This is a genomic window from Lysobacter sp. CC-YZS074, from assembly GCF_056739745.1.
The window spans coordinates 1,719,937-1,745,246 of the sequence record NZ_CP200301.1 but is presented as its reverse complement, the minus strand read 5'-3'; the positions used below and the strand labels follow the sequence as shown (position 1 = coordinate 1,745,246).

18 protein-coding genes are annotated in these 25,310 nt (G+C 61.4%); 9 read left to right on the top strand and 9 right to left on the bottom strand.

The genetic code is table 11. The features are described 5' to 3' along the window. Positions 1-8: 8 nt before the first annotated feature. The 5 genes from U8331_RS07810 to U8331_RS07790 form a co-directional block, all read right to left on the bottom strand. A complete protein-coding gene (locus U8331_RS07810; RefSeq protein ID WP_152597888.1) occupies positions 9-410 on the bottom strand; it encodes a hypothetical protein in 402 nt (133 codons plus the stop codon). Between the two features lie 57 nt (positions 411-467). Continuing rightward, positions 468-2,747: a heavy metal translocating P-type ATPase gene (locus U8331_RS07805; protein WP_481132923.1), complete on the bottom strand. Its 2,280-nt coding sequence runs from the start codon at positions 2,745-2,747 to the stop codon at positions 468-470. A gap of 166 nt (positions 2,748-2,913) precedes the next feature. Beyond that, complete coding sequence (locus U8331_RS07800; RefSeq protein ID WP_203225043.1) at positions 2,914-3,426, bottom strand: DUF411 domain-containing protein; 513 nt, start codon at positions 3,424-3,426, stop codon at positions 2,914-2,916. A gap of 5 nt (positions 3,427-3,431) precedes the next feature. Beyond that, the gene (locus U8331_RS07795; protein WP_036211281.1) at positions 3,432-3,641 is read right to left on the bottom strand and encodes a heavy-metal-associated domain-containing protein; all 210 of its coding nucleotides are present in this window, start codon (positions 3,639-3,641) and stop codon (positions 3,432-3,434) included. 317 nt (positions 3,642-3,958) lie between these two features. Next, a complete protein-coding gene (locus tag U8331_RS07790) occupies positions 3,959-4,738 on the bottom strand; it encodes a hypothetical protein (RefSeq protein WP_481130501.1) in 780 nt (259 codons plus the stop codon). Positions 4,739-7,241: 2,503 nt separating this feature from the next. On the opposite strand from U8331_RS07790, the gene U8331_RS07785 reads away from it, so the two are divergent. The 3 genes from U8331_RS07785 (at position 7,242) to U8331_RS07775 (ending at position 12,814) form a co-directional block, all read left to right on the top strand. Beyond that, positions 7,242-11,366 carry a wall-associated protein gene (locus tag U8331_RS07785; protein WP_481130500.1) on the top strand — a complete coding sequence of 1,375 codons (4,125 nt, stop codon included), beginning with the start codon at positions 7,242-7,244 and terminating at the stop codon, positions 11,364-11,366. Positions 11,367-11,499: 133 nt separating this feature from the next. Next, positions 11,500-12,402, top strand: a complete 903-nt coding sequence (locus U8331_RS07780; protein WP_481130499.1) for an RHS repeat domain-containing protein — start codon at positions 11,500-11,502, stop codon at positions 12,400-12,402. Then, positions 12,392-12,814: a DUF4279 domain-containing protein gene (locus U8331_RS07775; protein ID WP_481130498.1), complete on the top strand. Its 423-nt coding sequence runs from the start codon at positions 12,392-12,394 to the stop codon at positions 12,812-12,814. Before U8331_RS07780 ends, U8331_RS07775 begins: the two co-directional genes overlap by 11 nt. A gap of 692 nt (positions 12,815-13,506) precedes the next feature. Here U8331_RS07775 and U8331_RS07770 read toward each other — a convergent pair. Together U8331_RS07770 and U8331_RS07765 are read right to left on the bottom strand one after the other, a co-directional pair. Next, a complete protein-coding gene (locus U8331_RS07770; protein WP_481130497.1) occupies positions 13,507-14,073 on the bottom strand; it encodes a hypothetical protein in 567 nt (188 codons plus the stop codon). A gap of 275 nt (positions 14,074-14,348) precedes the next feature. Next, a complete protein-coding gene (locus tag U8331_RS07765) occupies positions 14,349-15,584 on the bottom strand; it encodes an HNH endonuclease (RefSeq protein WP_481130496.1) in 1,236 nt (411 codons plus the stop codon). 461 nt (positions 15,585-16,045) lie between these two features. Between U8331_RS07765 and U8331_RS07760 the strand changes: the two genes are divergently transcribed. Next, a complete protein-coding gene (locus tag U8331_RS07760; protein ID WP_481130495.1) occupies positions 16,046-17,206 on the top strand; it encodes an IS30 family transposase in 1,161 nt (386 codons plus the stop codon). Between the two features lie 71 nt (positions 17,207-17,277). On the opposite strand, the gene U8331_RS07755 is transcribed toward U8331_RS07760, so the two are convergent. Further along, complete coding sequence (locus U8331_RS07755; protein ID WP_481130494.1) at positions 17,278-17,976, bottom strand: hypothetical protein; 699 nt, start codon at positions 17,974-17,976, stop codon at positions 17,278-17,280. Positions 17,977-18,408: 432 nt separating this feature from the next. Here U8331_RS07755 and U8331_RS07750 point away from each other — a divergent pair, with 432 nt between their 5' ends. From U8331_RS07750 to qatD, 4 genes are read left to right on the top strand one after another with little or no spacing between them, the layout of a single operon-like run. Next, the gene (locus U8331_RS07750; protein WP_481130493.1) at positions 18,409-20,256 is read left to right on the top strand and encodes a KAP family P-loop NTPase fold protein; all 1,848 of its coding nucleotides are present in this window, start codon (positions 18,409-18,411) and stop codon (positions 20,254-20,256) included. Further along, positions 20,256-21,095, top strand: a complete 840-nt coding sequence (qatB, locus tag U8331_RS07745; protein WP_481130492.1) for a Qat anti-phage system associated protein QatB — start codon at positions 20,256-20,258, stop codon at positions 21,093-21,095. Before U8331_RS07750 ends, qatB begins: the two co-directional genes overlap by 1 nt. Then, a complete protein-coding gene (gene qatC / locus U8331_RS07740; RefSeq protein WP_481130491.1) occupies positions 21,092-22,369 on the top strand; it encodes a Qat anti-phage system QueC-like protein QatC in 1,278 nt (425 codons plus the stop codon). The genes qatB and qatC overlap by 4 nt, the downstream gene beginning before the upstream one ends. Next, positions 22,366-23,100: a Qat anti-phage system TatD family nuclease QatD gene (qatD, locus tag U8331_RS07735; RefSeq protein ID WP_481130490.1), complete on the top strand. Its 735-nt coding sequence runs from the start codon at positions 22,366-22,368 to the stop codon at positions 23,098-23,100. The genes qatC and qatD overlap by 4 nt, the downstream gene beginning before the upstream one ends. A 32-nt stretch (positions 23,101-23,132) precedes the next feature. Here the strand turns inward: qatD and U8331_RS07730 are convergent, their stop codons facing one another. Next, positions 23,133-24,218 (bottom strand): site-specific integrase, encoded by a 1,086-nt coding sequence (locus U8331_RS07730; protein WP_481130489.1) that lies wholly within the window; start codon positions 24,216-24,218, stop codon positions 23,133-23,135. Positions 24,219-24,322: 104 nt separating this feature from the next. Between U8331_RS07730 and U8331_RS07725 the strand changes: the two genes are divergently transcribed. Continuing rightward, complete coding sequence (locus U8331_RS07725) at positions 24,323-25,297, top strand: DNA-binding protein (protein WP_481130488.1); 975 nt, start codon at positions 24,323-24,325, stop codon at positions 25,295-25,297. Positions 25,298-25,310 lie beyond the last annotated feature (13 nt).

Below are 25,310 nucleotides of genomic sequence, written 5' to 3'. Positions count from 1 at the left end.
GTTGGGCATCAAATCAGCAGGAGCTCCGCCGGATGGGCGGTGGGTCGTCGTTTGACGACGGGAAGCGGACGCTCGACAGCGCCCGCATCCATGGCGGCTGCATGGTTGGCACTCAGGACCAGCTCGGGGACCGCTGGCAATCCAAGCAGTGGCGGCACTGGCGGCACCCGGGCGGTATCGCTGCTCGACTCACCCTGGTTGCAGTGCGCGTGGCAGACCGGATCCTGCTCGGGAGGGGCGTCGTGTTCACAGGCCTGTGCCGCCGTTTCGACCACGGACGTAGTCGCCAACACAGCGTCCAGGGCTTCCACGCATCCCGGGTGTGCCGCAAACGCCAGTTGCGACCACAGCAGCGCCACTATCGCGAGAAGCGATAGACGGAAGCGCGTGCGGCGACGGAAGGCGTTCATGACTGAGGCGATTCTACGACTTTTGAGGAAGTGCTGGATTGATCTGGATCATAGGGGTCACTTGCCAGCGGACCTAGACCCGAACCCCGTCCCGCCCAGCCGCAAGGCATTGGCGACGACCGAGACCGAACTCAGGCTCATCGCCAGGGCGGCAATCATGGGGCTCAACAGCAGCCCGGTCGCGGGGTACAGCACGCCGGCAGCAATTGGCACGCCCAGCGCGTTGTAGAGGAAGGCGAACGCCAGGTTCTGCTTCATGTTGCCCACGGTGGCGCTGGAGATTGTCCGCGCCCGCGCAATCCCACGAAGGTCACCCTTGACCAGCGTGACCTGGGCACTCGACATCGCCACATCGGTGCCGGTGCCCATGGCGATGCCGATATCGGCACCCGCCAAGGCTGGTGCGTCGTTGATGCCGTCTCCGGCCATCGCCACCTTGTGGCCGTCAGCCTTGAGTCGGTTGACGAGATCGACCTTGTCCTTCGGACGCACCTCGCCGTGGACTTCATCGATCCCCAGCTGTCGCGCCACCGCATTGGCCGTCGTGACCCCGTCGCCGGTGGCCATGACGATGCGCAGGCCGGCCTCGTGCAAGGTGGCGATGGCATCGGCAGTCGAGTCCTTGATCGGATCGGCAACCGCAATAAGACCGGCAAGTGTCCCGTCGACTGCAAGGAACATCACACTGGCGCCGTCGCGGCGCAGTTGCTCCGCGTCCTCACGCAACGGTGCCGGGTCGACCCGGAGCTCCGTCATCAGCTCGGTATTGCCGATCGCGAGACGGTGGCCTGCAGCCTCGCCGCGCACACCGATGCCGGTCGAGGACTCGAAGCTGTCCGGCGTTTCCAGTTGCAGGCCGCGGCGCCGGGCTTCCGCGACGATCGCCTCCGCGAGCGGGTGTTCGCTACCCTGGTCCAGACTGGCCGCGAGCCTGAGCACCTCTTCCTCGATGAACCCGTTTATGCCCACCGCCTGCCTGAAAGCGGGGCGACCTTCGGTCAACGTACCGGTCTTGTCGACGATGAGGGTGTCGATCCGGCGGAAGTTCTCGATTGCCTCGGCGTCGCGAAACAACACGCCTGCACTGGCGGCGCGCCCGGTGGCGACCATGATCGACATCGGGGTGGCCAGCCCGAGCGCACACGGACAGGCAATGATAAGCACCGACACGGCATTGAGTACGGCGTATGTCCAGGACGGTTCGGGGCCCAACAGCCCCCACACCAGGAAGGTCGCCACCGCGATGCCCAGCACCGCCAGCACGAACCAGAACGCGACCTTGTCGGCCATGCGCTGCATCGGCGCGCGCGAGCGCTGCGCCTGCGCGACCAGCTGGACGATCTGTGAGAGCACCGTTTCCGAGCCGATCTTCTCCGCGCGGATGACCAGGCTGCCGTTGCCGTTGAGCGTTGCACCGATCACCGAGGCGCCATTGGCCTTCTCGACTGGGACTGGCTCGCCGGTGAGCATGGACTCGTCGACATTGGAACGCCCCTCCAGCACCGTGCCATCCACCGGGACCTTTTCACCGGGGCGCACCCGCAAACGGTCACCGACGTGGACATGGCTGAGCTCGATGTCCTCCTCGGTGCCGTCATCGCGCAATCGGCGCGCGGTCTTCGGCGCCAGCCCGAGCAGCGCCTTGATCGCCGCCGAGGTCCTGGAGCGCGCGCGCAGTTCCAGCATCTGGCCCAGCAACGTCAGCGAGATGATGACCGCCGCCGCCTCGAAGTAGACACCCACGCGGCCGTGCTCCCGGAACGAGTCGGGGAACAGACCCGGCGCAAGCGTGGCCACCACGCTGTAGCCGAACGCAGCACCGACGCCGATCCCGATCAGCGTCCACATGTTGGGGCTACGATTGCGTACGGACTGGACGCAGCGCACAAAGAAGGGCCAGCCCGCCCACAGAACGATGGGGATCGTCAGGACCAGCTCGACCCACGTCCGCACTTCGGTGGCTATCCACGCGTCGAAGTAGTGGCCGAACATCGCCACTACCAGCACGGTCAGAGTCAGCGGCAGCGTCCACCAGAAGCGCCGGGAGAAGTCGACCAGTTCGGGGTTCTCCTCATCCTCCAGACTCGGCATCTCCGGCTCCAGCGCCATGCCGCAGATGGGGCACGTCCCGGGGTGGTCCTGGCGGATCTGCGGATGCATCGGGCAGGTGTACATCGCGCCTGCAAGAGCAGGCGCCGCGTCCACGGCAGCCGCTTGCGGCGACAGGTACTTGGCGGGGGCGGTGACGAATTTCGCGCGGCAGCCGGCCGAACAGAAGTGGTACGTGTGTCCCTGATGTTCCGCGTGGTGGGGAGTACTGGAGGGGTCGACGGACATCCCGCAGACCGGGTCTACGGTCGTCCCGGAAAGCGCCGGTTGATGTTGGTGCTCGTGGTGGTGCATGCATCCTCCTCGTCAGGCTTGGCCATCAGGCCTCGAACTCGAACCGCCGATCCGTGTGTTGGGTGCGTCAGTCCACTGCCGGATTGACACGCTCCTCTTCTCAGCCGCCGTGTACCGAGAACGCCGTCGTGGTGCCGTCGGCGCCCACCAGCTCAACGGTATACCGCTGCACGCTTCCATCCGGCATCTCCATTCCGGGTGAGCCGGCCGGCATGCCCGGCACGGTCAGGCCCTTCGCTGCGGGCTTGGACGCGAGAAGCCGAATCACATCTTCAGCGGGCACATGGCCCTCGACGAAATAGCCGGCGACCTCCGCGGTATGGCAGGAACCCTTTCCGAAAGGCACACCAACCCGTTCCTTGACCGCGTGGACATTCTCGGTGTCATGGACCTCCACAGGGAAGCCCGTCTTCTTCATGTGTTCCACCCATGAACCACAGCATCCACAGGTGGGGCTCTTGCTCACCACCAGCAGAGGCAGGGCATCGATGGCGTTGCTCGACTCTTGCTGCGAGGCCGGACCATCAGGAGTTGGCCACGCAAGCGCCGCCGCGAGTGCGCCGGTGACGGCTATGGCAGTCGCCGCGCCAATCCACAGCTTGGGCTTACTCATCAGTTCTAGTCCTCGGCGTTGTCGGTGTCGGCGGGTGGGTACCCAGCGCTCCGAAGAGCGGCATCGAGGCGGTCCCGGCCGACATCAGATTCAACGCTCACCCGCTTGGACGAAAGATCAGCCTCGATCCGGGCAGTCGAGTCTACGGCCAGCAGCGCCGCGGTCACGGTGCTCAGGCATCCACCGCAGCTCATCTGGGGAACGCGGAATTGCATGCGAGTCTCCTGGTACTTCTGGAACTCGCACGGTAAGGATTCCCACTATGGCAATGTCAACCATCGCTCCGAGACCTGCGCATGGCTTCAAGGGAGGAGACGCTCCCGATCTGAGCGAAGCGCCGATCCGCCCCTGCGGGCCGGCTTACGGCTAGGCGGAGCCAAAACGGGGCTACTCGATTAGGGATGTTTATCGGGGGTGCGGAGAGCGACTTCCGACCCGATGCCCTCGCTGACCAAGTCATGCCTGCTCTGGAGATTGCGTCCCACGTGTAGGGTCAAATGCGCAAACCTCTGCCTTTTCTTGCTACACGCTGCTAGCGCTTCTTATTCTTCTTGCCTGCCGTGCGTCTGGCCTCTGCGGCGCGCTGAGCTGTTTTGATCTTCATGCCTTCTTCAAACAGCTCTGAGGCTTGTATCGCAAGGTCGTATATGCCGGGATTGCCACCTCGAAGCTTGCTAAAAATGCGGCCGAGCGTAGGAGAGGCCGTGATGCGTCGGTGATGCACATAGTACGAAAACTGCTTAGAACTGACGTACGTAGAGAAGCCACCTGCCAGGATGCTCAACTGGATCCAGAGTGAGCCGAGCGCTGGAATTCGCCCAGAATAGATCTGCACGAGCGCGACGCAAGAGGCCAGCAGAAGGACGAACGGAAGCATGATTAGAATGGCTCTGTAGCCACGTGGGACCTTCAGGATTCGGCGTGGGTCGTTCGCCTTCGTAATGGATGAGATTGCATAGATGTACAGGGGCAACCCTAAGCACGCGATGTCGATGTTGGATAGGCTATAGGCCGGCTTAGCAGCCCAGAAGATGCCCCAGAGTAGAGCAGCGAGCACCAGCATGGCGCCGAGGTCTTCATAGAGCAGCTTGTAGAACTTTCGGAGAAATTCGTTGTTGCGACGATGGTGCGAGCTCAGCAGGTCGATGAGATAGACGGTCGCTACGCCCCAGAAGGTTGTGCACAGGAAGATCAGTAGCAGCGCTGCTGTAAGCCCGGGAAAAAAGTCATATGCCCGGACAAAGATGGGTGCGATCGATGCCGATCCCCACGCAAGGGACACAATGATGCACAGCAGGAGGAGATAGTGCATGCGCTGTTGACGTAGGAATAAGGCATGACCTTAGCGGCTTGCCGACTGACTTCTGTGATGCCCACCTAAGATACGTGGACTGACCAGGATAAGGCAGCGGATTGTTCTAACAGCTTGTCGAGGTCCATGCCTCCCCCTGTCTGCCTGCATGATGCCGGGCTGGAGCACAAAGGATTAAACCGCGTGCTAGTGGCAAGTCTTCCGGCTTGAAATGGGCGCGATCGAAGCAGGCGATTTGTTTGATTTGTCAGGGGTAGGTCTTTGATTTGGGCTGGTTATTCGGGATAGAGAAGAGCGGTTCTTGGCCTAGGGATACGTTCTAAAGTGGCGACCAGGGCATCTGCAACGCCTCCGAGGTTCCGTGAGCTCGAAGACCCAGCCTAGGGGATCTCATCCCAGCGATCGAGCTTCGCATTCTCTCTGGGTGAGGGATCCAGAAAAGACCCCATGAGTTGTTCAGCCGCCGACTGCACTGGCGGTAGATCAAAGACAGGTGCGGTCACTAGCCTCTCGCAATGAAATGGTGTATGAAGAAGTTAGGAGCCGCACTGGGGAGTGCGGATGCGACTCGCAACGGGTCGACTAAGGAAAGGGGGCAATCTTGAGACTCCACTCTGCTGTTGCTGCAGGTCTCGCAGAGACCACCATCGACGCGTCTACTGAGGCGCAGATCGAACGTCCTAACCAATCGCGGCCGGCAAGCGGCCGAGGGCTTGCGTGCGGACCTAAGACGAAGCACATGCTGGGTGGACCGACACTGAATAGATATATGTCACTTGGCCGAGAGCTAGGGAGATTGGCTCCGTCCATAGCGCTTCTCTCGTTGTTGCTGTTTTTCAATGACAGCACTTTTGCAGAAGAGGTCGAGGCCGGTACGGAGTATCAGCACGATCTGCACACCCGCGGGACAGTTGCAAGGTTGGATGAATCACCCTTCGGCGAGAGCGTCAGCCTCTATAACGGAGGACTGTCTTTCGAGCAGGAAGATCTCCGCCTGAGAGGTAACGGGCCAGACATAGTTATTGCAAGACGCTACACGGCGGGTTCTCGCCCTGGAGAGCGTGAAACAACTATGGGCTTTGCTAATTGGCAGTTGGTGATCCCGGAAATCACCACGCTCACGCAGATCCCGGGAGGCTCAGGCCCCTATGGCGGAGGCAATCCCTCCCCCGGAACACCGGGGAAGTGGCAAGCGTGGGACGCAAACAGAGCGCCGACAAATGCACGATGCACAAACTTCAAGAATGGCGTGGCGCGAGTGTGGGGAACTGCCGTGGATACATGGTGGTTCGGTTATAACCTTACCACATTTCAAGGGTCTGAGCAGCTGCTCGCCCGTGAGAGTGGTAGCTGGGCTCCGACTGCGGCCATCTCTGGCGCCTCAAGTTACACGGGTGTAACCAAGTCAGGATGGGTTACGGGCTGCCTGCCTCAGACTACCAATGGCGAACCCGGCGAGGGGTTTCTTGGGGTCTCTCCCGGTGGTGATACATACGCCTTTACTCATCTGGTTTATAAAGATACGCATACGGTCTATCAGAGAGACTCTGAATTCCCCGGCACCTGGAGGCTATATCGCAGTCGTGCGCACATGATGGTCTCTCGTATTACTGATCGATTTGGAAATTACGTCGATTACTCCTACAGCGGCCCGCGCCTTACCGCCATTTCGGCCAGCGACGGGCGCCGAGTTGATTTGGACTGGAGTGCCGACGGAGCTCGCATTACGACCATTACCTCTAGTACTGGCTCTCAAAATAGTCGCACATGGGCCTACAACTACGACGACCATGGATTGGCATCTTTGGTACTTCCGGACAGTTCAAGATGGTCATTCAACTTGGGCTTCGGCTTCTACGATCAAGGAAGGATTTACGTAACCGGATGCGTTTTGGACGACTCGATTCGAGACGAAGGTGCGGTCTTCTTAGGCACTATTACGGCGCCGTCTGGGGTAACCGGGACATTCAAAATGGCGCCGCTCAAGCACGGCAGATCTTTTGTCGCGGGAGGGGACTGTATCCAAGAACTTCCGACACGGCCGCCGTACGTCCCAGTACCATCATTTTACGGATCGATGACGCTTGTGGAGCGGACTTTAAGCGGTCCAGGTCTGGCTCCGGCAACTTGGAAGTACCAGTATTCGGGGCCAAACAATAGCGGCCGTATTGAATGTCAGAGCAGAACTTGTGTTGGCACCAACTGGACGGCTGTAACCGCGCCTGACGGTACCAGCGCCAAGTACACTCACAGCAACCGGGATGGCGAGACCGAAGGGCTCCTGCTCGAGACCGAGGTCAAGACTGCCAGTGGTGCTCGGCTTAGGAAGGAAGTGTTCAGCTATGCCGCGTCCTCGACCGGACCTTGGCCGGTGCCACTTGGGAAAGCTCTTTCCGACGCACTGGGCAACAGAGAGAAGCTGACGAATCTAGTGCCGCGAGTCTCAGCTGAAATTTCCCAGCAAGACGCCACGTTCTCTTGGACAACGAATGGCGGGTGTGGAATGGGCACCTTCTGCATCGATTCGCGTGGGCGTGCCACGAAGGTGACCAGATCCAGTTCTCTGGGCTACAGCCGTACCGAGGCGACGACCTACCACGACAACACGGCCAAGTGGATCCTCGGTCAGGTGGCGACGAGATCGATCGACGGCACCCAGGTGTCGCGGACGGATTACACGCCCACCTACGCGCTGCCTCTGCGTACCTACGCCTTCGGCAAGCTGCAGCAGACGCTGGGCTACACGACCACGACGGGGGATCAGGACGGCACGCTGCGCACGGTCAAGGACGGGCGCAACCACGTCACCACGTTGACCGGCTGGAAGCGTGGCATCCCCCAGTCGATCGCCTACGCCGACGGCACCTCGATGTCGGCGGTGGTCAACGACGACGGCACGATCGCCTCGATCACCGACGAGAACGGCTTCACCACCAGTTACCAGTACGACCCGATGGGGCGGCTGACCAAGACGGTCTATCCGACCGGCGATTCCACGGCGTGGACCCCGCTGAGCCAGAGCTTCACCCAGGTGTCCGGCAGCGAGTACGGCATCCCGGCCGGCCACTGGCGGCAGTCGATCACCCAGGGCGAGTACCGCAAGAACGTGTATCTGGACGCACTGTGGCGTCCGATCCTGGTGCATGAGTTCGATCACCGCGATACGGCCGGCACGCGGCGCAGCACGAAGTTCGCCTACGACCACGAGGGGCGCACCACCTTCGCCAGTTACGCCGGTGGCAGTACCACGGCACCGAACGTGGGCGTGCGCAACACCTACGATGCACTAGGTCGCCTGCGTAAGACGGTCCAGGATTCGGAACTGGGCTCACTTGTCACCACCCACAATTACGCATCGAACGGCGGCTACAAGATCTCGACGGATCCGAGGGGCAACGTCACGCGCACCTGGTACGAAGCGTACGACCAGCCGACCGAGTCGATGCCTGCCGTGATCCGCCAAGCGGCAGGCTCCTACACCGATATTGTTCGGAACGCCTTCGGCCACCCCATACAAGTGACGCGCCGCAATGCGGATGGCTCCGTGAAAGCGGATCGCTACTACGTCTACGACCAGCACCAGCAGCTGTGCAAGCGGCTCGAGCCGGAGACTGGCGCGACGGTGATGGCCTACGACGCGGCCGGCAACCTGGCCTGGAGCGCCGGTGGGCTGGCGCTGCCGTCGACGAGCGCGTGCGATACCGCCAGCGTGCCGACCGCGGCGCGGGTGACCCGCGGCTATGACGCCCGCAACCGCCTGACGTCGCTGTCGTTCTTCGACGACAACGGCAACCAGCTGTGGGACTACACGCCCGACGGTCTGCCCGAGCAGATCGTCACCTACAACGACGGCGGCAGCACCGCGGCGGTCAATGCCTATACCTACAACAAGCGGCGGCTGCTGACCGGCGAGAGCCTGGCGCAGGGCAGCCTGTACAGCTGGGGGGTAGGGTACGGCTACGACAGCCTGGGCCACCTGAGTCGCCACACCTACCCGAAGGGGCTGACGGTCGACTACGCCCCTAACGCTCTTGGGCAACCCACCCAGGCGGGTGCCTACGCCACCGGCGTGGACTACTACCCCAACGGTGCGATCGCGGCCTTTACCTACGGCAACGGCATCGTCCACACCCTGGTGCAGAACGAGCGGGGCCTGCCCGAGCGTAGCCGTGATGCGAAGGGCACCACCCCGGTGCACGACGACAGCTACGACTACGACACCAACGGCAACGTGCTGGCGATCAGCGACGGGCGCAGCGGCGCTCGCGGCAACCGCGACATGGCCTACGACGCCCAGGACCGGCTGACGGGCACGACGTCGCCGATGTTCAGCCCGGCCAGCTACACCTACGATGTGCTGGACAACCTGACGTCGGTGAAGGTGGCCGGTCGCAACCACACCTACCACTACGACAACACCCAGCGGCTGACCAATGTCCGCGACGCGGTGAGCGGGGCGGCCGTGATCGGCCTGGGCTACGACGCCCAGGGCAACCTGGCCAACAAGAACGGGGTGGACTACACGTTCGACTACGGCAACCGCCTGCGCGCGGTGGAAGCCCGGGAGAGCTACCGCTACGACGGCCACGGCCGCCGGGTGCAGGCGACCACGCCGGCCGGTGCGGCGATCTACTCCCTGTACGGCAACGACGGGGTACTGCGCTACCAGGAGGACTACCGCCAGGGCGAGGCGACCAGCTACGTCTACCTGGGCGGCAGCCTGGTGGCCGAAGTGGGCAACCCGACCCAAACCACGACCACGCCGGTGATCAGCGCACCGCCTGACAGCAACGACGGCAGCTACACGGTCAGCTGGACGGCATCGTCGGGCGCCGAGCGCTACGTGCTGGACGAGAGCATCAACGGGGGCGGGTGGATCGAGATCGCCGAGGGCAGCAGCCGCACCTGGAGTGTGACGGGCAAGACCGACGCGAGCTACCGCTACCGGGTGCGAGCCTGCGCGATGGTCTGCTCGGGCTACTCCAACATCGCCACCGTCAGCGTGGCGCTGATCCCGCAGGGCACCCCGACGCTGAGTGCGCCCGCCTACGACGCGGACGGCAACTTCGAAGTGAACTGGACCCCCGTCCCGCTGGCCGAGGCGTATGAGCTGCGCGAACAGGTGGGCGAAGACGGTGCATGGAACGAAATTGCCGACACCCCCGAACTGACGTTTGACATCACCGGCCGGGCGCCCGGCATCTACGGCTACCAGGTGCGGGCCTGCAATCCGGTGGGCTGTGCGGACTGGAACGCGCCGGGCACGGTGACGGTGTACGTACAGGTCCGGCCGAACCAGGTGCCGACACTGACCGTGCCGGAGTGGGGCCGCAGCGGAAGCTACACGATCAGCTGGAGTCGCAGCGACGGCGCCACTGTGTACGTGCTGGAGGAAAGTTTTGAAGACGGCCCGTGGACGGAGGTCTACCAGGGGGCAAGCCGCAGTGAAGCGTTCAGCGGCCGCGCAGCCGGCACGTACAGCTACCGGGTGGCGGCCTGCAACCCCGCCGGGTGCACAGAACCGTCCGTCACGGGCAGCGTGGAGAACGTTTATGCCCCCACGACGGCGCCGGTGATCACCGCGCCGGCCCAGAACACCGATGCGTCGTTCACCGTGAGCTGGACGGCGGTGACAGGCACTGCGAAGTACCGGCTGGAGGAGAGCTTCAATAACGGGAGCTGGGTACTGATCCACAACGGCACGTCGCGCAGCTACGCACGCACGAATAGGGCGGCGGGCAACTGGCGCTATCGCGTTACGGCCTGCAGCGTGTTTGTCGACTGCGCCCCATGGTCGGCGATCGCGACCACGATCGAGATCGATCCACCGTCCGGGATCCCGACCCTGACTACGCCGCCACTGGTGACGAATGGGAGCAGCTACACCGTCAATTGGACCGCGGTGAGCGGCGCCACCGGGTACAAGTTGCAGGAGAGCGTGAACGGTGCGGCGTGGACGCACGAGCAAAGCAATGCTGCCCGTAATGAGGCCTACCCCAATAAGCCGGCGGGCAGCTACCGCTACCGGGTGTTGGCATACAACGACGCTGGCCACGGGACCTACTCCGAGATCAAGACCACGGAAATGGTGTACAAGCCGGCGTCAGCACCGGCGGTGACTGTGCCATCGAGCAACAGCACCGGCAGCTACACCGTCAGCTGGAGCGCGGTGGCAACCGCCGAGCGCTATGAACTGTACGAGCGTCCCGCCGGCGGCAGCTGGGTGCGGGTCTACCACGGCAGCAGCCGTACTACGGCGATGACGGTCGACACCAACGGAACTTACGAATACCGAGCGCGGGCTTGGAATGAGGGCGGGTTTAGTTCTTATAGCGCGATAACGAAAACAGCGGTGGACCTGACTCCGAGCGCACCGGCATCGCTCAACGTGACGAGGGAAGTTGACTACTCAACTCGTCCTCCAAATAGCACTTGGACAATAACTTGGCCTTCATCGGCAGGGGCTACCAGGTACGAAGTGAAAGAGCAGCGGGGAGATCTCGAGCCTACGATCATCTATGACGGTTCAGCTACTCAGACCGGCAGGGCAGGAGTGGGTGTGCGTCAGTATTGGGTGCGAGCATGCCATGGTAACTACTGCTCTTCCTGGCGCGGGCCCGCATCATGATGCAACCTCAAAGGGATGGGCATATGACAGCCGCCATGGAGAATGCCCAGGCCGTTGATTCATCCAGCTGTTCGGCCTGTTTGTCCACGGACTTCCCGGAAATCATCGGCTCACTCAAGGAGGAGGTTGCGCAATGATCGTCCGACTAGTTGCCCTTATCGGATTACTAGGAGCTTTCTCCGCCAGTTCGGCCGAATCGGTTCGCTACATCCACACCGATGCACTGGGGTCGCCGGTAGTAATCACCAACAGCAATGGCCAGATCATTGAGCGTCGGGAATACGAGCCTTACGGTGCGCAACTGCTACCTCGCCTGGACGATGGGCCCGGGTATACCGGGCATGTGCAGGATGCCGCCACGGGGCTGACGTACATGCAACAGCGCTATTACGATCCGATGCTCGGAAGATTCTTGAGCGTTGACCCGGTGACTGTTAACAGCGGCACCGGGGCGAACTTTAATCGGTACTGGTACGCAAACAACAATCCTTATCGGTTCACTGACCCTGACGGCCGCTTGGCTTTCGATGACGAAGAAAAGGAGCCGCCACCGCCGCCACCGCCGCCCCTACCAGAGCCGACGACGTTGCAGCCAGTAACTGTCACGGCTACAGCGCCTGCAGTAACTCTTCCAGGAGTCAGCGTCACGGCTCCTAGGCCGGCACCGATCCCGTGGGGTGCAATCGGCGGGCGGATTGGGGGTTTGGCGGAGGGAATCGGAAGTCGCGCATGGCCGTTGATGTTGATTTGGCCATCGCCAATGGGAGCCTCGGCGTGTGAGATGCCAGGCGGCCCGCCTTGCGGAATGGCAATGTCCGGTTCATTCCCGTCAGGGTTTTGGCCGGGCGACTCTGGAGCTGCCGAATGGGGTAAGAGAAATGGCGTGGGTGCGAATGAAGGAAAGCGCAGGTTCCATAGAGGAGTAAAGGAAAATACTCCTGGCGCAAGAGGTGATCATGATTTCGGCGTAAACCCAAGCACGGGAGAGGTCGTTGATCCGAACGGCGAGCCGGTTGGGAACTTGAATGATGAATAATGATGATATGCAGATGGACGATAACCACGCCTCTATTGCGATCTATCTCTATGGAAATTCGATTTCGCTGGATGGTGCGTCAGAGCTGCTCGGCTTAGTTCCAACCAGATCCCGCAGCCGCGGTGATGTGCGGATAACCTCGTCTGGATCAGAGGTCGTCCAGAAGATTGGCTTCTGGGAGTACCGCGCGAACGCAGAATCTGATCAGATTGCGTCCTCGCTAGCGGGGATCGTGAGTAGGATCAAATGCACAAGCATCGTCGGTGCGGCTGGAGTCGATAGGGCGGAGCTAGATATATTTGTTCCGCTCGACCCGAATGGCGATCAGTACGGGTTTAGTTTTGAGCTTCCCTCTGAGTTAATCAATAGATTGGCTAAACTTGGCTTTGATTTGGTAGTAACTGCACGCTGAAAGTACAACTTGTGTGTGGGAACATTTGGAGAACGGTGACCGTGTAATCGACCGCGAAACATCAAAGGATTGGCGGGCTTTGTCGTTTTCTGGCGTCGTTGTGCGCGTCGCGGAGAAGCTGATCGAGGGAGCAGTCGACATCGAGGAAGCGTCAGGCCCGAACTACTGGCTCGCCAAGCTCTATCGCGCATTGGCGGGCAACGATGATTTTTGTGATGGCGGCTTCGAGGTAGTTCGGTTCAGGCTGGGCTGTAATGATCAGTCAAGCGTTCCCGCAAATTATCTATATCTAGCACGGGCATGCGGGAGCGAGAAGTACGCTTCTGGCCGGAATCGGAAGCTGCGCAGGAGAGTAGGGCAACTGCAGAACGATTCGATGAATTATCGGGGGTATGGCAGCATTCGACCTAAAGCGGACGCGACTCGGTCCATTTCTCAACTTACCGAGCTAACTACTCTTAGACAGGGTTGCTGGCTCATTTGTTCGGAACCGCAAGCAACGCACTCTCAGATTCGGCGGTAAGGGCCTGACACTGGTTGTCAAAGTGCAACGCCAGGTGCTCGCCGCGTTCACGCGTGTCTTCCCCGAGCATGATTCGAAGCGCTCGCTACATGGGCACAAAGCGGCGCCCGTCTAACGCGCCAGCGGGCTCACAGCCGGCTCGGCAAAGTGTTGCCGCAGTCAGTGCTCTCTAGGGCCAGCAGTCGCAATCAGCGCCGCAGCCGGGCGGAGACATACACTCCGGCGCACAGGGAGGATTGCTCAAGTCGCGTGCGCGGTACGGCTCTCTCATTTGACCATAGAGCAGTGCTGCGTTCTCCCACTCATGGATAACGTCGATTTCTCGGTCGAAGCAGTAGTATCCGTCCATAAAACGCATGAAATTGGCGGCAAGAAAGTCACGAACTTCCAGGCGCATGGTTGCTGGGGATATCCCAAACCACTCTGATTCCCTCGAAGAGCCTACGTGAGGGAACACGTGATAGCGTTGCCCGAGGAATCCTTTGGCAGCGGTTTCGATCTCCCGCAATACGCTTGGTGCAATTCCAGCCTTGACCTTGAACATGCAAAAAAGCGTATAGAACGGATTCTGACTGCTGCTGTCGCGTGTATTAGCGAGTCCGGCTGTCAGGCCTATTTTCGCCATTTGGCCGTCGCGTGTATCGACGCCAATATAAATCCACCCGTCTTCGGATTCGCGCTGGCGACGCTGCTCTGCTACAACGTACTCAAGCTTATAGTCAAGTTCTTCGCGCATGCCGCACGCCCTCCAGAAGTATTTCTGCTCTTCGATTCTATGCCATGAGAGCTTGGGTTGATGCTTTTGGATCGACCCTGTGCACGGGGATGCTGCTGCGACTTCGACCTTGTTCGCTTTTGGCCGAAAGCGGGTGAGGCGGTCTGAACCTGTCCCTCAAAGTAGAGACCACGTCGTTATTTAATCGGCGGAAGCCACCCCATCCGAAGCGGCCGCGTAGAGCTCGCTCCGATGTGCACCGGAGCCGGCAGCCCAAGCGGATCGCAGCGTCGCGTTCAGCGGCCCGGAAATCCGGGCATCGTTGTGAGCCGCGCGTTGAAATTCAACGCCTCGGCGATCTGCGACTCGTAGAAGGCCAAGGTCGGCAGCGGCTGTTCTGTTAGGCGATGCGCAAGAAGATCGGCGAGTGTGGTCTCTACCGCGCGGTCCAGATACGGCACGAGGATCAGCGCGTAGCCGGCGTCCCCGATCGGAACTGCAGGCCCGAGCGTGGCTGGGGCGAGCGCGACCGTGGCCGCGACGGCGGCATCAATCGACAAAGTCAGAACAAAGTCGCCTTCGATCCGCAGGATTGTGAGCACCACGGCGCCTGGCAGGCTGCAGTATCGGGCAATGTCGGAGCCCGCAAGGGGCAGGCCGCCAAGACCGCGGACAGTGATGTCGTCCTGCCCTCTTGGCCAGACGCCGCGGCGCAACTCACCTGCCGCGTCGCTCGTCTCGAACGGCACGCCAAATACCGCCAATCCAACGCCCAGCGCGAGTTTGGAGAAAAATCGCGGATCGACCGGTGGCTGCAGTGCGATACGTGCGCGTATCGAGTCCTGGCAGGCCGCACGGAGCGCGTGAAGGTTGCGCTGATCGACGTCGTCGGGATCGACAAACCCCCAGGCGCTCAACTGGCGGCCAGGGTCATCGGCCGGACACCCGAGCACCAATCGCGTCTTCGGCCGTCCCTTGCGCAGTGTCGCCACGCTTTCAAACCCCATTTGCAGGCGCATTGGGTCATTGCTGGTAGGCAGCCAATATGCTGTCGCTGGCAGGCGCTTGTGCAGCGGATTGCCGCCCACGTAGGCGGACGTCTGATCGTCCTGCGGGCGGATCCACAGCAGCGTTTCACCGGACGGACCGACCCACATCTCTTGAACATACGCGTGCTTGTCCGACCGCCGGGTCGGCATGTCGACGCCTTCGAGCTGCACTTGGCCGATGCACCAGAGCGGCAATGGGCGCGGGCCGCCGACGTAGAGGCGCCGCGCCGCATGGGCCAACGCTTGGCTTACCGGCCACGATTTGGCGTATGCGCCATCGACGAAGGTGCCTAGGTTGTTGTTGCACGCCTTGCAGACGTTGCGCAGGCGGAAGACCTCGGGCGCCTGTGCCCCGCCGAGGAACTGTGGAATGGCATGCTCGAGCGCGAAGTCCGCCTCGGGCGTCGGCGCTTTACAGTACGCGCACGGACGCAGCGCTTCTGGGACGCCACCGTCCGTTCTGTTTTGGGTATTGCGCACCATCGGATCGCCAAATGTCGAGGCCCGTCATCATGCATGGACACGCCAAGCGCTGCTGCCGAGCCCGCGCGCGGTCAGGCCGCGCCCGCGACGCGCCAAGCCTTTAGCGGCACATTTCCCGAGTTGGACGCATCTGAGTGAGCGCTGGATCATCGAGGTCTCTCCTCGACGGTCTGGACTTAGGGTTGTGCGGCCATACTAGCTAGTGGTCTCCCAACTCCGTGCTTCACGGCCACTTCCGTCGAAACCTTCGGATCAAAGGCTCGATGCTTGGCTCGATGCGGGTAGCTCGTTGTGCAAACGGTTGGCGAGGTTAGGTCCGCTGAGGCCGTACCGGAGCAGATCTAAGCGAGGCAGGGGATTAGGCAGATTTATCGGGGGTAGGGGCATGGCAACTGTCGATGGCGGTTTCATACGATCGATGCAACACATGGCTAACTGCCTAGGCAGCAGGAGTGTTGCGGTTGAAGCGAAGAACCCGGATCCAGTACACCGATGCCCAGAAGGGCCTGATGTGGGACCGCTGGCAGAAGGGCGAGTCGCTCCACCAGATAGCCAGGCTATTTGATCGACATCATTCGTCGGTTCGCGGGATCTTGGCTGCAACGGGTGGTATCCGGCCGCCAGCTCGACACCGGTCGGTGCGGGCGTTGACCTTGGCCGAGCGCGAAGATGTCTCGCGAGCGCTGGTTGCCGGCCATTCGATTCGTTCGATCGCAGCGACTCTGGGGCGAGCGCCGTCGACGATCAGCCGGGAAATACGGCGCAATGGCGGCGCCGATCGCTACCGTGCAAGTCATGCGGATCAGGCCGCCTGGGACCGGGCGCACCGACCGAAGACTTGTAAGCTGGCGCTACATCCCGCGCTGGCGTCGAAAGTGGCGGACAAGCTGCAACAGCAGTGGTCCCCGCAGCAGATCGCCGGTTGGCTGATGCGCACTTATCCCAACGATGCGACCTGTCAGGTGTCCCACGAGACGATCTACCGCACGCTCTTCATCCAGTCGCGTGGCGCGCTGAAGAAGGAGCTGCTGGAGCACCTGCGGCGGAGCCGGGCGATGCGCCGTTCTCGCCACCACACCCAGAAAACGGCGGACCATGGCCTGATCAGCGACACCGTGTCGATCCGCGAACGGCCTGCCGACGTCGAGGATCGCGCCGTTCCCGGCCACTGGGAAGGCGACCTGCTGTTCGGCAGCGGCAACAGCCAGATCGCCACACTGGTCGAGCGCAGCACGCGCTACGTGATGTTGGTGAAGGTCGATCGCAAGGACACGAAGACGGTGGTGGACGCGCTGATCGAGCATGCACGCCAGCTGCCGAGTCAGCTGTACCAGTCGCGGACTTGGGACTGCGGTAAGGAGCTGGCTGACCATCGCCGCTTCACCCTGGCCACGGACATTCAGGTCTACTTCTGCGATCCGCAGAGCCCATGGCAACGCGGTTCAAACGAGAACACCAACGGTCTGCTGCGGCAGTACTTCCCGAAGGGCATCGATGTATCGGGCTTCTCGCAGGCCCAGCTCGATGAGGTGGTCAGACGCTTGAACGAACGACCACGCAAGACGCTGAACTTTGAAACGCCGATCGAACGATATCGACAAGCTGTTGCATTGACCGGTTGAAACCGCCATCCAGAGCGGACCTCGAAGCAGGGCCATAGTAAGTTCGGTTGGGCCTGTTGCGGCTACAGGGACTAAATCGGCGTCGCGGCTCGCCACAGATCGTCGTATATCCTCAACTTCTCTGTAACTAGATCTTCTGCCAACGGAGCTAGGTATGTGGGCTTTTTTGCGGCTGCGTCTTTGATAGATGCGCCGAGCACCCAGCACTGGGCTTCGTCGATGAAGACCAGGCGATCATGCAGTTCGGTACTGCGACGTATTTCGATCTGCCCGCCGTGCTGGGCGTGGAAGGCCGTGACTGCGACCTTGACGCTGTCGAGGTAACGGTGCATTAGCAACCGCGTGGCGATCGGTCGTCTCAGGTTGGCGAGGTAACCGTCGAAGACCATGCTGTCCATGTATGGGTCGACGACAAACAATGACTGCGTTGCACTGCCCACAAGCTCATTGAGGGTTCGGAAGAAGTCATACGTTGCGCCAGGTCCAAACACCTGTCCAGCATCCGCCGGCAGGCTGTGCTCAAGAGCCGCGATCGCCTCGTGAATAGTCGTCAGGACCGAGCCAAAATTGGCCTGGCGATTGATGTTTGCCGCCATGTTTCGCGCTTCGACGCGAAATCCGATAGCTTGCGCCCGGTCCCATTCGGACACTAGCGCGCTCGCTCGACCAAGCCATTGGCGCTGTTCAACACCGTACTCGCCGCGGCCTTCCAATGGTGGTTGAATTCGCAGGAGTCCACGGAGACCATCTAGCAAAACTTGAGGCGTCATGACGGGTGCGCTTCCGTGGAGGATAGTCATTTGTCAGGCCGCCGGACGGCAAATCGTAGCGGACAAGGGTCGTTGCCGTGGCAAATTGGGCCAGCCCAGAGTACTAGACGTTGGTGCCGACTGCACAATAAGCGGACATCGTGCCAGCGAGGGGATTAGGGGGTCTGATCGGGGCCGGATACCCAAAGCAGTGGCGATTCGTCCGTTGAAGACAAGAGCGCGGCCTCGGTCCGGGTCCGGGTCCGGATCCGGATCCGATGAAAAGTATGGCGCTAAGATGAGCGCAAGAGGTAATCAACTACCATGCTTGAAGATAAGCGATCAGCCGAACCGGTGACTCATGCTCCAGTCTTGGATCAAGTAAGGTTGATAGTGCTGTAGCTGGTGGCAGCCATTTCGAAGGTGTATAGAGATCGGGGAGAGCAGCACTCGATGTGGACAGACAACGAAACCGAAAGGGATTTCCTGAACTTTTCCGGCGTGGCGGACACCATTGCCGAAATCATCGCGCAGGCTCAGGGAAAGCCGATTTCAATCGGCGTATCAGGGCAGTGGGGCAGGGGTAAGTCTTCGCTGATCAAACTGACACGAGCATCGTTGGCGGGCCGTCCTAAGAAGAACGGTGATCGGGAATTTGTTTTCGTGGAGTTCAATGCGTGGCTCTACCAAGGTTATGACGATGCGCGCGCGGCATTGATGGATGTCATCGCTGAGAAGCTGCAGGAAGAAGCGGAAGAGCGAGGCAAGGGCGAGAACAAGGTCCTGGAGTTCATCAAACGGATCAAGTGGTTTCGCGCTGCTAAGCTGGTTACTGGGGATGCCATCGCGTTGGCGTTGGGGCTGGCTCCAACCGGCTTGCTGGGCGGGCTCTTGCGCACGGCTAAAGGCATGGCCGATGGTGTGAGTCAGAAGGAGTTCGAGCTGGGTAAGGAGCAAGCCAAGGCAGTGGCTGACGAGGCTGGCTCCCTGCTTGGACCCAAACCCGACGACTCTCCTCCTAAGGAAATTCAGGCGCTTCGCGATAGCTTTGAGGAAGCCCTAGAAGAGCTCGGTATCACGCTCGTCGTATTGATCGACGACTTGGACCGTTGCTTGCCGCCCACCACCATCTCGACGCTCGAGGCTATCCGGCTCTTCCTGTTCTTGAAGAACACGGCGTTTGTGATCGCTGCCGATGATGGAATGATCAAGCACGCGGTGCGCAAGCATTTCGAGGGTCTTGAAGACGATACGCTGGTCACCAACTACTTCGACAAGCTGATTCAGGTGCCCATCCGTGTGCCCGCACTGGGGACGCAGGAAGTTCGGGCATACATGATGATGTTGTTCGTAGACAACAGCGAGCTTGAAGCATCGATCAAGGAGACTATCCACCAGAAGGTCGGAGAGCGTCTGCGCCAGAGCTGGCTCGGAAAACGCGTGGATCGTGCTTTCATCCAATCGCTGGAACTTGACCTTCCCCCTAGTTTGCTCGGTCAGCTGGACACAGCTGATCGGTTGGCGCCTTTGATGGTTGCTGCGTCGGACATTTCGGGCAACCCGCGGCTCATTAAGCGGTTTCTCAACGCGCTTTCGATACGAATGACGATTTCGAAGGCTCAAGGAGTCGGCGTCGATGAGGCCGTTCTCGCTAAGTTGCTGCTGTTTGAGCGTCTGGGCGATCCAAAGGCTTACGGCCAACTCATTGCTTCGGTTAGCTCGCATGACAGCGGTCACCCAACGATCCTCGCGGAATGGGAAGAGAAGGCTGCCAGTGGTATTGCTGTTGAGTTGGCTGCTCCTTGGCAAGGGTCTTTCGTGCAAGAGTGGTTGACGTTGCCGCCTGCGTTGGCCAAAGAAGATCTTCGTGGCGCGCTATACGTTGGCCGGGAGCATGCGCCTCTGATCATGCCCGAAGACAGGCTGTCGTCAGACGCTGCGGACGTGTTGACTGGATTGCTGGCGAGCCCAGACATGGCGGGCGCACTGAAACCACGCTTGGTGGCCATCAGCCGTCCCGAGATTGCCATCATGATGGATCGCCTTTTGGATCGGGCCCGGCAGGAGCAACAGTGGGGCGTTCCAGAAATCTTGGAGGCTTGCTTGGTCGTTGGGGAGCACGATCCTGCCCAGGGGCTGCGTCTGGCGTCCTTCCTTCGCGATCGACCGATCGCGCAAATCCAAGCCAGCATCGTGCCGAAGGTCGATGGCCAACCGTGGGCGGACAGTCTATTCGAGCACTGGCTCAAACAAGGAGTCGGTGGTCCAGCGAAGAAAGCAATCCAGCAAAGGACGAGCTGATGGGAACCTCTCAGAGCAGTAAAGGGCCTGGGTCGGGCGTGCCGATGATTCCACCGTGGGCGGACGGCTCGGCGCCAGGCAGTCCACCTGGGGATGATCCTGGGCAGGACGGACAGGACGGGCAGCCGGGTGAAGCTCCCATGCCCACTCCCACTCCGACGGCACCACCGGGTAGATGGGGGACGACCCGTAGGAACTTGGGGGACTACGCGCAAACCGGCGACAGCAGATCGATGCGTAGGGCGCTGAAAGGGTATGTGCGTGGCGGGTATGGAGGATCCGGCACAGCGTCTCGCCGGATGGGCAGCACGGCAACAACCGCAGGAACTCTATCTACAGCTCTCAGCAGCTTGGCCGGAGGCGCGACGCCAGATCCAACTGCGGTGGTGGATCGCGCTTTGCTGGTCGGACGCAGCGCCGATGAGATTATGGATGCGATCGTCGAAGCCGTGCGGCCGGTGGATGGAACCCAGGATGCGGAAGCTTCACGAGCAGCGATTCGAGACGCTTTGTCCGAGCTCTTGGCGCGCTACGAGAGCGCTAACCTGCTGCAGCTGACGGACGAGCAGCGGGAATTCGCGATTGAGAGTTTCACGGCAAACGACGTCGTTCGTCGGTTCGAGCTCGATACGGGTCAAGTCATCATCGAAAAGGCGCCTACAACCACCATGGGTTTGGCGAGGCTGAAGGAGATTCGCAGCTACATCAAGCAGACGGTTTCCGCCTCTTTTCGAACGTTAAAGCAGGCAGGACGCCAACTGAATTCCGGCGGGGTCACCCAAATGGTGAGAGACGCGCTGCGGGAGACATTCACGGTGTTCGAGGAGTATGTGTCTTGAAGATCTTCTGTACACCGAAGGGCTGTCCGGTCCGGCAAGGCCACGATCTAGAGGTTCTGCTTTACGGCCAGCGCAACCGGTCTAACGATCGTCAGGGCAGTGCGGGAGAAGCCGTGCAGCGGGAAATTTACCGCTCTGGACTGCTGCCGGATCAACGCGCCTGGGACTTTCTCTCGCTGGCATTGGCGGTAGTGACGGCAGACGTGTCGGTGACGCGCAGTGACAGTCCCGATGGGTGGACGCGCCAGATAGAGCTGGTTGTAGCCGTTTCGGATCCCGACTTCTGGTCCACCCAATCCGATGCCATCCAGGCAATGCTGGGCTTTCTTTCCACGGATCGCTGGAACATCAGTTTTGTTGAAGGAGGGCACACGCCAAAAGCGCCATCGAAGTTGGTTCGTCCTAAAGAAGATTGCGTGGTGTTGCTTTCCGGGGGACTGGACAGCTTGGTCGGTGCGATAGACTTGGTGGAACAGGGCTATTCGCCCATGGCTGTGAGCAATGTGGTCCGAGGCGATGCGGACAATCAGAACTTGTTCGCTGAGCGTATCGGTGGCGGCCTTAAGCACCTAGCGCTCAATCACAACGCTACCCCGCCCTGGAGAAAGGAAGATTCACAACGCGCTCGGTCCATCATCTTTTTGGCATTCGCCGTTGTCGCGGCAACCACGCTTGAGCGCTATCACGAAGGCAAGGAGGTGCCTGTATTCGTCTGCGAAAACGGATTCATCGCCCTTAATCCATCTCTCACTCATACGCGATTGGGTAGCCTGAGCACCCGCACGGCGCATCCGGAGTTCTTGAGCAGGCTGCGTGATCTCCTGGCCGCAGCGGGACTGAGGATTCGGCTGGAAAACCCTTACGAAGACAAGACGAAGGGGCAGATGTTGAATGAGTGCAAGGATCAAACTTTGCTGGAAGAACTTGCTCTCTCTTCCGTCAGTTGTGGCCGCTACCGCGTGTTTGGCTATCAGCATTGCGGGCGCTGCGTTCCCTGTCAGGTCCGTCGGGCGGCCATCAATGCCTGGGAGCATGTGGATGACACTGGCTACAAGTTCAAGAATCTAGGCAAGAGGGATGCCGATCACGCGAAATTCGATGACGTAAGATCCATCGCCATGGCCATCGCTGAAGTGAAAATGGATGGAATCGATACATGGCTCTCTTCTTCCTTGTCGTATCCGCGGATGGGGGAGAGGGCGCCGCGCCGAGCGCTCGTGCAACGTGGGCTCGCTGAGCTGGAAAGCCTGCACGCCGAGCTTGGTGTGACGTGATCGACTTTCATTGCCACTTAGACCTGTATCCGGATCCGCACGCGGTCGCTGCGGCGTGTCAGGAGCGGGGCCTCTATGTTCTATCGGTCACTACCACGCCATCGGCCTGGAAGGGCACCTCGGCGTTGGCGTTAGGCAAGAGTCGTATCAGAACCGCCCTGGGGCTTCATCCCCAAGTGGCCCATCTGCGCAAGTCGGAGCTTCCGCTCTTCGAACAGTTGGTGGAGCAGACTCGCTACGTGGGCGAGATCGGGTTGGATGGAGCGCCAGAGTTCAAGCCGCACTGGAATGACCAGGTGGTAGTCTTCGAGCGAATCCTTGCAGCCTGCTCCAACGCGGGGGGCAAGATCCTCTCGTTACATAGCCGCCGCGCTAGCAAAGACGTTCTGAGTCGACTGGCAGAGCATCCGAGGGCTGGAATTCCTATCCTTCATTGGTTCAGCGGCACGGTGAAAGAGGTCGACAAGGCGGTGGAGCAGGGATGTTGGTTCAGTGTGGGCCCAGCGATGCTAAGTAGTTCGAAGGGCCGTGCTCTAGTGGATCACATGCCTCGAGAGAAAGTGCTTACAGAATCTGACGGCCCATTTGTGCAAATCGAAGGCAGATCTATCCTGCCATGGGAGGCTTCGCGCGCGGTGCTCGCCCTCAGTGACTTGTGGCAAGTACCTTCTGCCGAGGTAACGCAGCAGCTTTCTTTAAACCTAAAGAGGTTGGGTTCGGTTCATTCCTGACGCGTTCTACAAAAGAAAGAACATGAAGTCTCTTAGTCTTCCAGAAGACGAGCAGCTGGATTAGCTGTTGATCCACCTGCATGAAAGTACCCCACCACGCTCGACACCGACCTGTGCTCGGTCAGCTGCATGATCGCTGGCAGCGCCACGCCCTGGCGGCTGGCCTCGGTCACGAACCCCGAGCGCAGGCTGTGCCCGCCAAAATCCCCCTCCAGTCCAGCCAGACGCGCCCGCCGCTGCACGATCTCGCCTACCGCGGCGGGGGACAGGGCAGGGCCAATGCGCTGCTTCCACAGTCGCCGGAAGATCGCGCCCTCAGTAATCCCCGACGCCTCCAGCCAGTCCTCCAACGCCAGCGCCGCCCGATCTAGCACCGGCTTGTCTGGGGTGGAGGAGGCGGTGACCCCTGCCTGTTGGGTCTTGCTGTGCTCGAGCCGGTAGATGTAACCCTTCTCACCGATTCGACGCAGGTCGCGCAGGTCGGCGGCGGCAATCTCGCTGCGCCGGCGCCCGCCGCTGGCAAAGCCGAAGCAGAGCAGGGCACGATCGCGCAGACCCTCCAGACTGTCGTCGCAGGTGGCGAGCATGGATTCGAGCTCGGTCAGGGTGGTCGCAGTCTTCTTGCGGGGGCGTTCGCCGCGCTTGACCGCGGCGCGGGCGGCGCGGCTGAGCACGGTACGGATCGCCGGCTGTTCGCATGGATTGACCAACTGCTTGAGTCGGTGCGCGGTAGATAGCACCGCCACCCGATGCCTGACCGTGGACAAGGTCCATGGACCGGGCTTGGCCTTCAGGCCGGCGGCCACCAGGGCCCGGTCAACGGCCGGCGGCAGTTCCCAGGCCAACTCGCCGTCGGCGTTGCGCCGAACCACATGGTCGACCACGAACTGCAGCACGACCGCCTCGGGCACCGGCAGGGTCAATTCGGTCCCGTAGCGCGCCGTGTGCCAACCGGCCCAATAGCGCAAGGCGCTGGCGTAGCTGCGGGTGGTGTTCTCGGCCGCCGCTTCCGCGAGCAACTCGCGCACCGCATCCGCGGCCTGCTGCGCCAGTTGGGCAGGCAGTGCCATGCCGGAGGCGGTCTGGGCGAGGGTGGGAATTGTAGAATTATCTTTCATAGCATGTATTATTTACTACGAATAAGACGCTATAGCCACGATAATCATCACTTATCACGAGTACGCCGACAAGAGAGTAGGGCGCGGAAATAGGAGACTGACCAATGGCGCGCGGTATCACGGAACAGCAGGTACACGCCGCAGCCGACGCCCTGGTGGCGGCTGGCGAGCGACCCACCGTTGAGCGCGTGCGCGCGCACCTGGGCACCGGCTCGCCCAACACGGTCACGCGCCTGCTCGAGGGCTGGTGGCAGGCGCTCGGCACACGGCTCCAAGCCCAGGAGCGCCGCCTGGCGCTGCCGGACGCACCCGAAGCGGTGCAGGCGCTGGCCGCGCAACTGTGGACCGCGGCGTTGGAGGCGGGCAGCGCGCACGCTGAAGCGGCGCTGGCCGAGCACCGGGCGGCCGCAACCAACGCCGTGCGTGAGGCAGCGGCGGAGCGCGACGCCGCCACGGCTGCCGCGGACGGCGCCCGCACCGAGGCTGAGGTCGCCCGCTCCGAGCGGGACCAGGCGCAGAGCCGTGTGGCCGATCTGCAGCGCCTGGCCGACCTGCAGGTCGGCCAACTGGCGGAGGCCCAAGCCCTCGCCGAGCGCACACACAAGGCGCTGGCCGCGGCCCAGACTGAGACCGCCGAGCTGCGCACGCAGATCGACACCGTCCGACAAGAGGCAGCAGCCACCCAGGCCGCGCATGCCGCGCACCTGCGCCAGCTCGAGGACCGCGCCCATGCCGAGATCGACGCGGCGCGACAGCAGGTGCGCGAGCTCCGGACGGAACGGGCGAGCGCGCAAACGCAGGCCCGCCAAACCGAAGACGGCCTGCGTCAGGCATTGGAGGCGGCGCGTACGGCCCTGGCGACCGCCGAGCGCGAGGCCGCCACGCAACGCGCCCGGGCCGACGCCTTGGCGCAACAGGTAGAGACACTGGGAGATCTCCCGGCGGTGTTGCGCGCGACTCTCGCCAACAACCCTAAAGCCCGCGGCGCGCGGCCGCCCGCCACACGTGGCGCCAAGGCACCTACGCGCCCGAAATCCCCTGCAGTACGCGCTGCGCGCAGCACCAAACAAACGTCGTGACGCGGCGGACCGC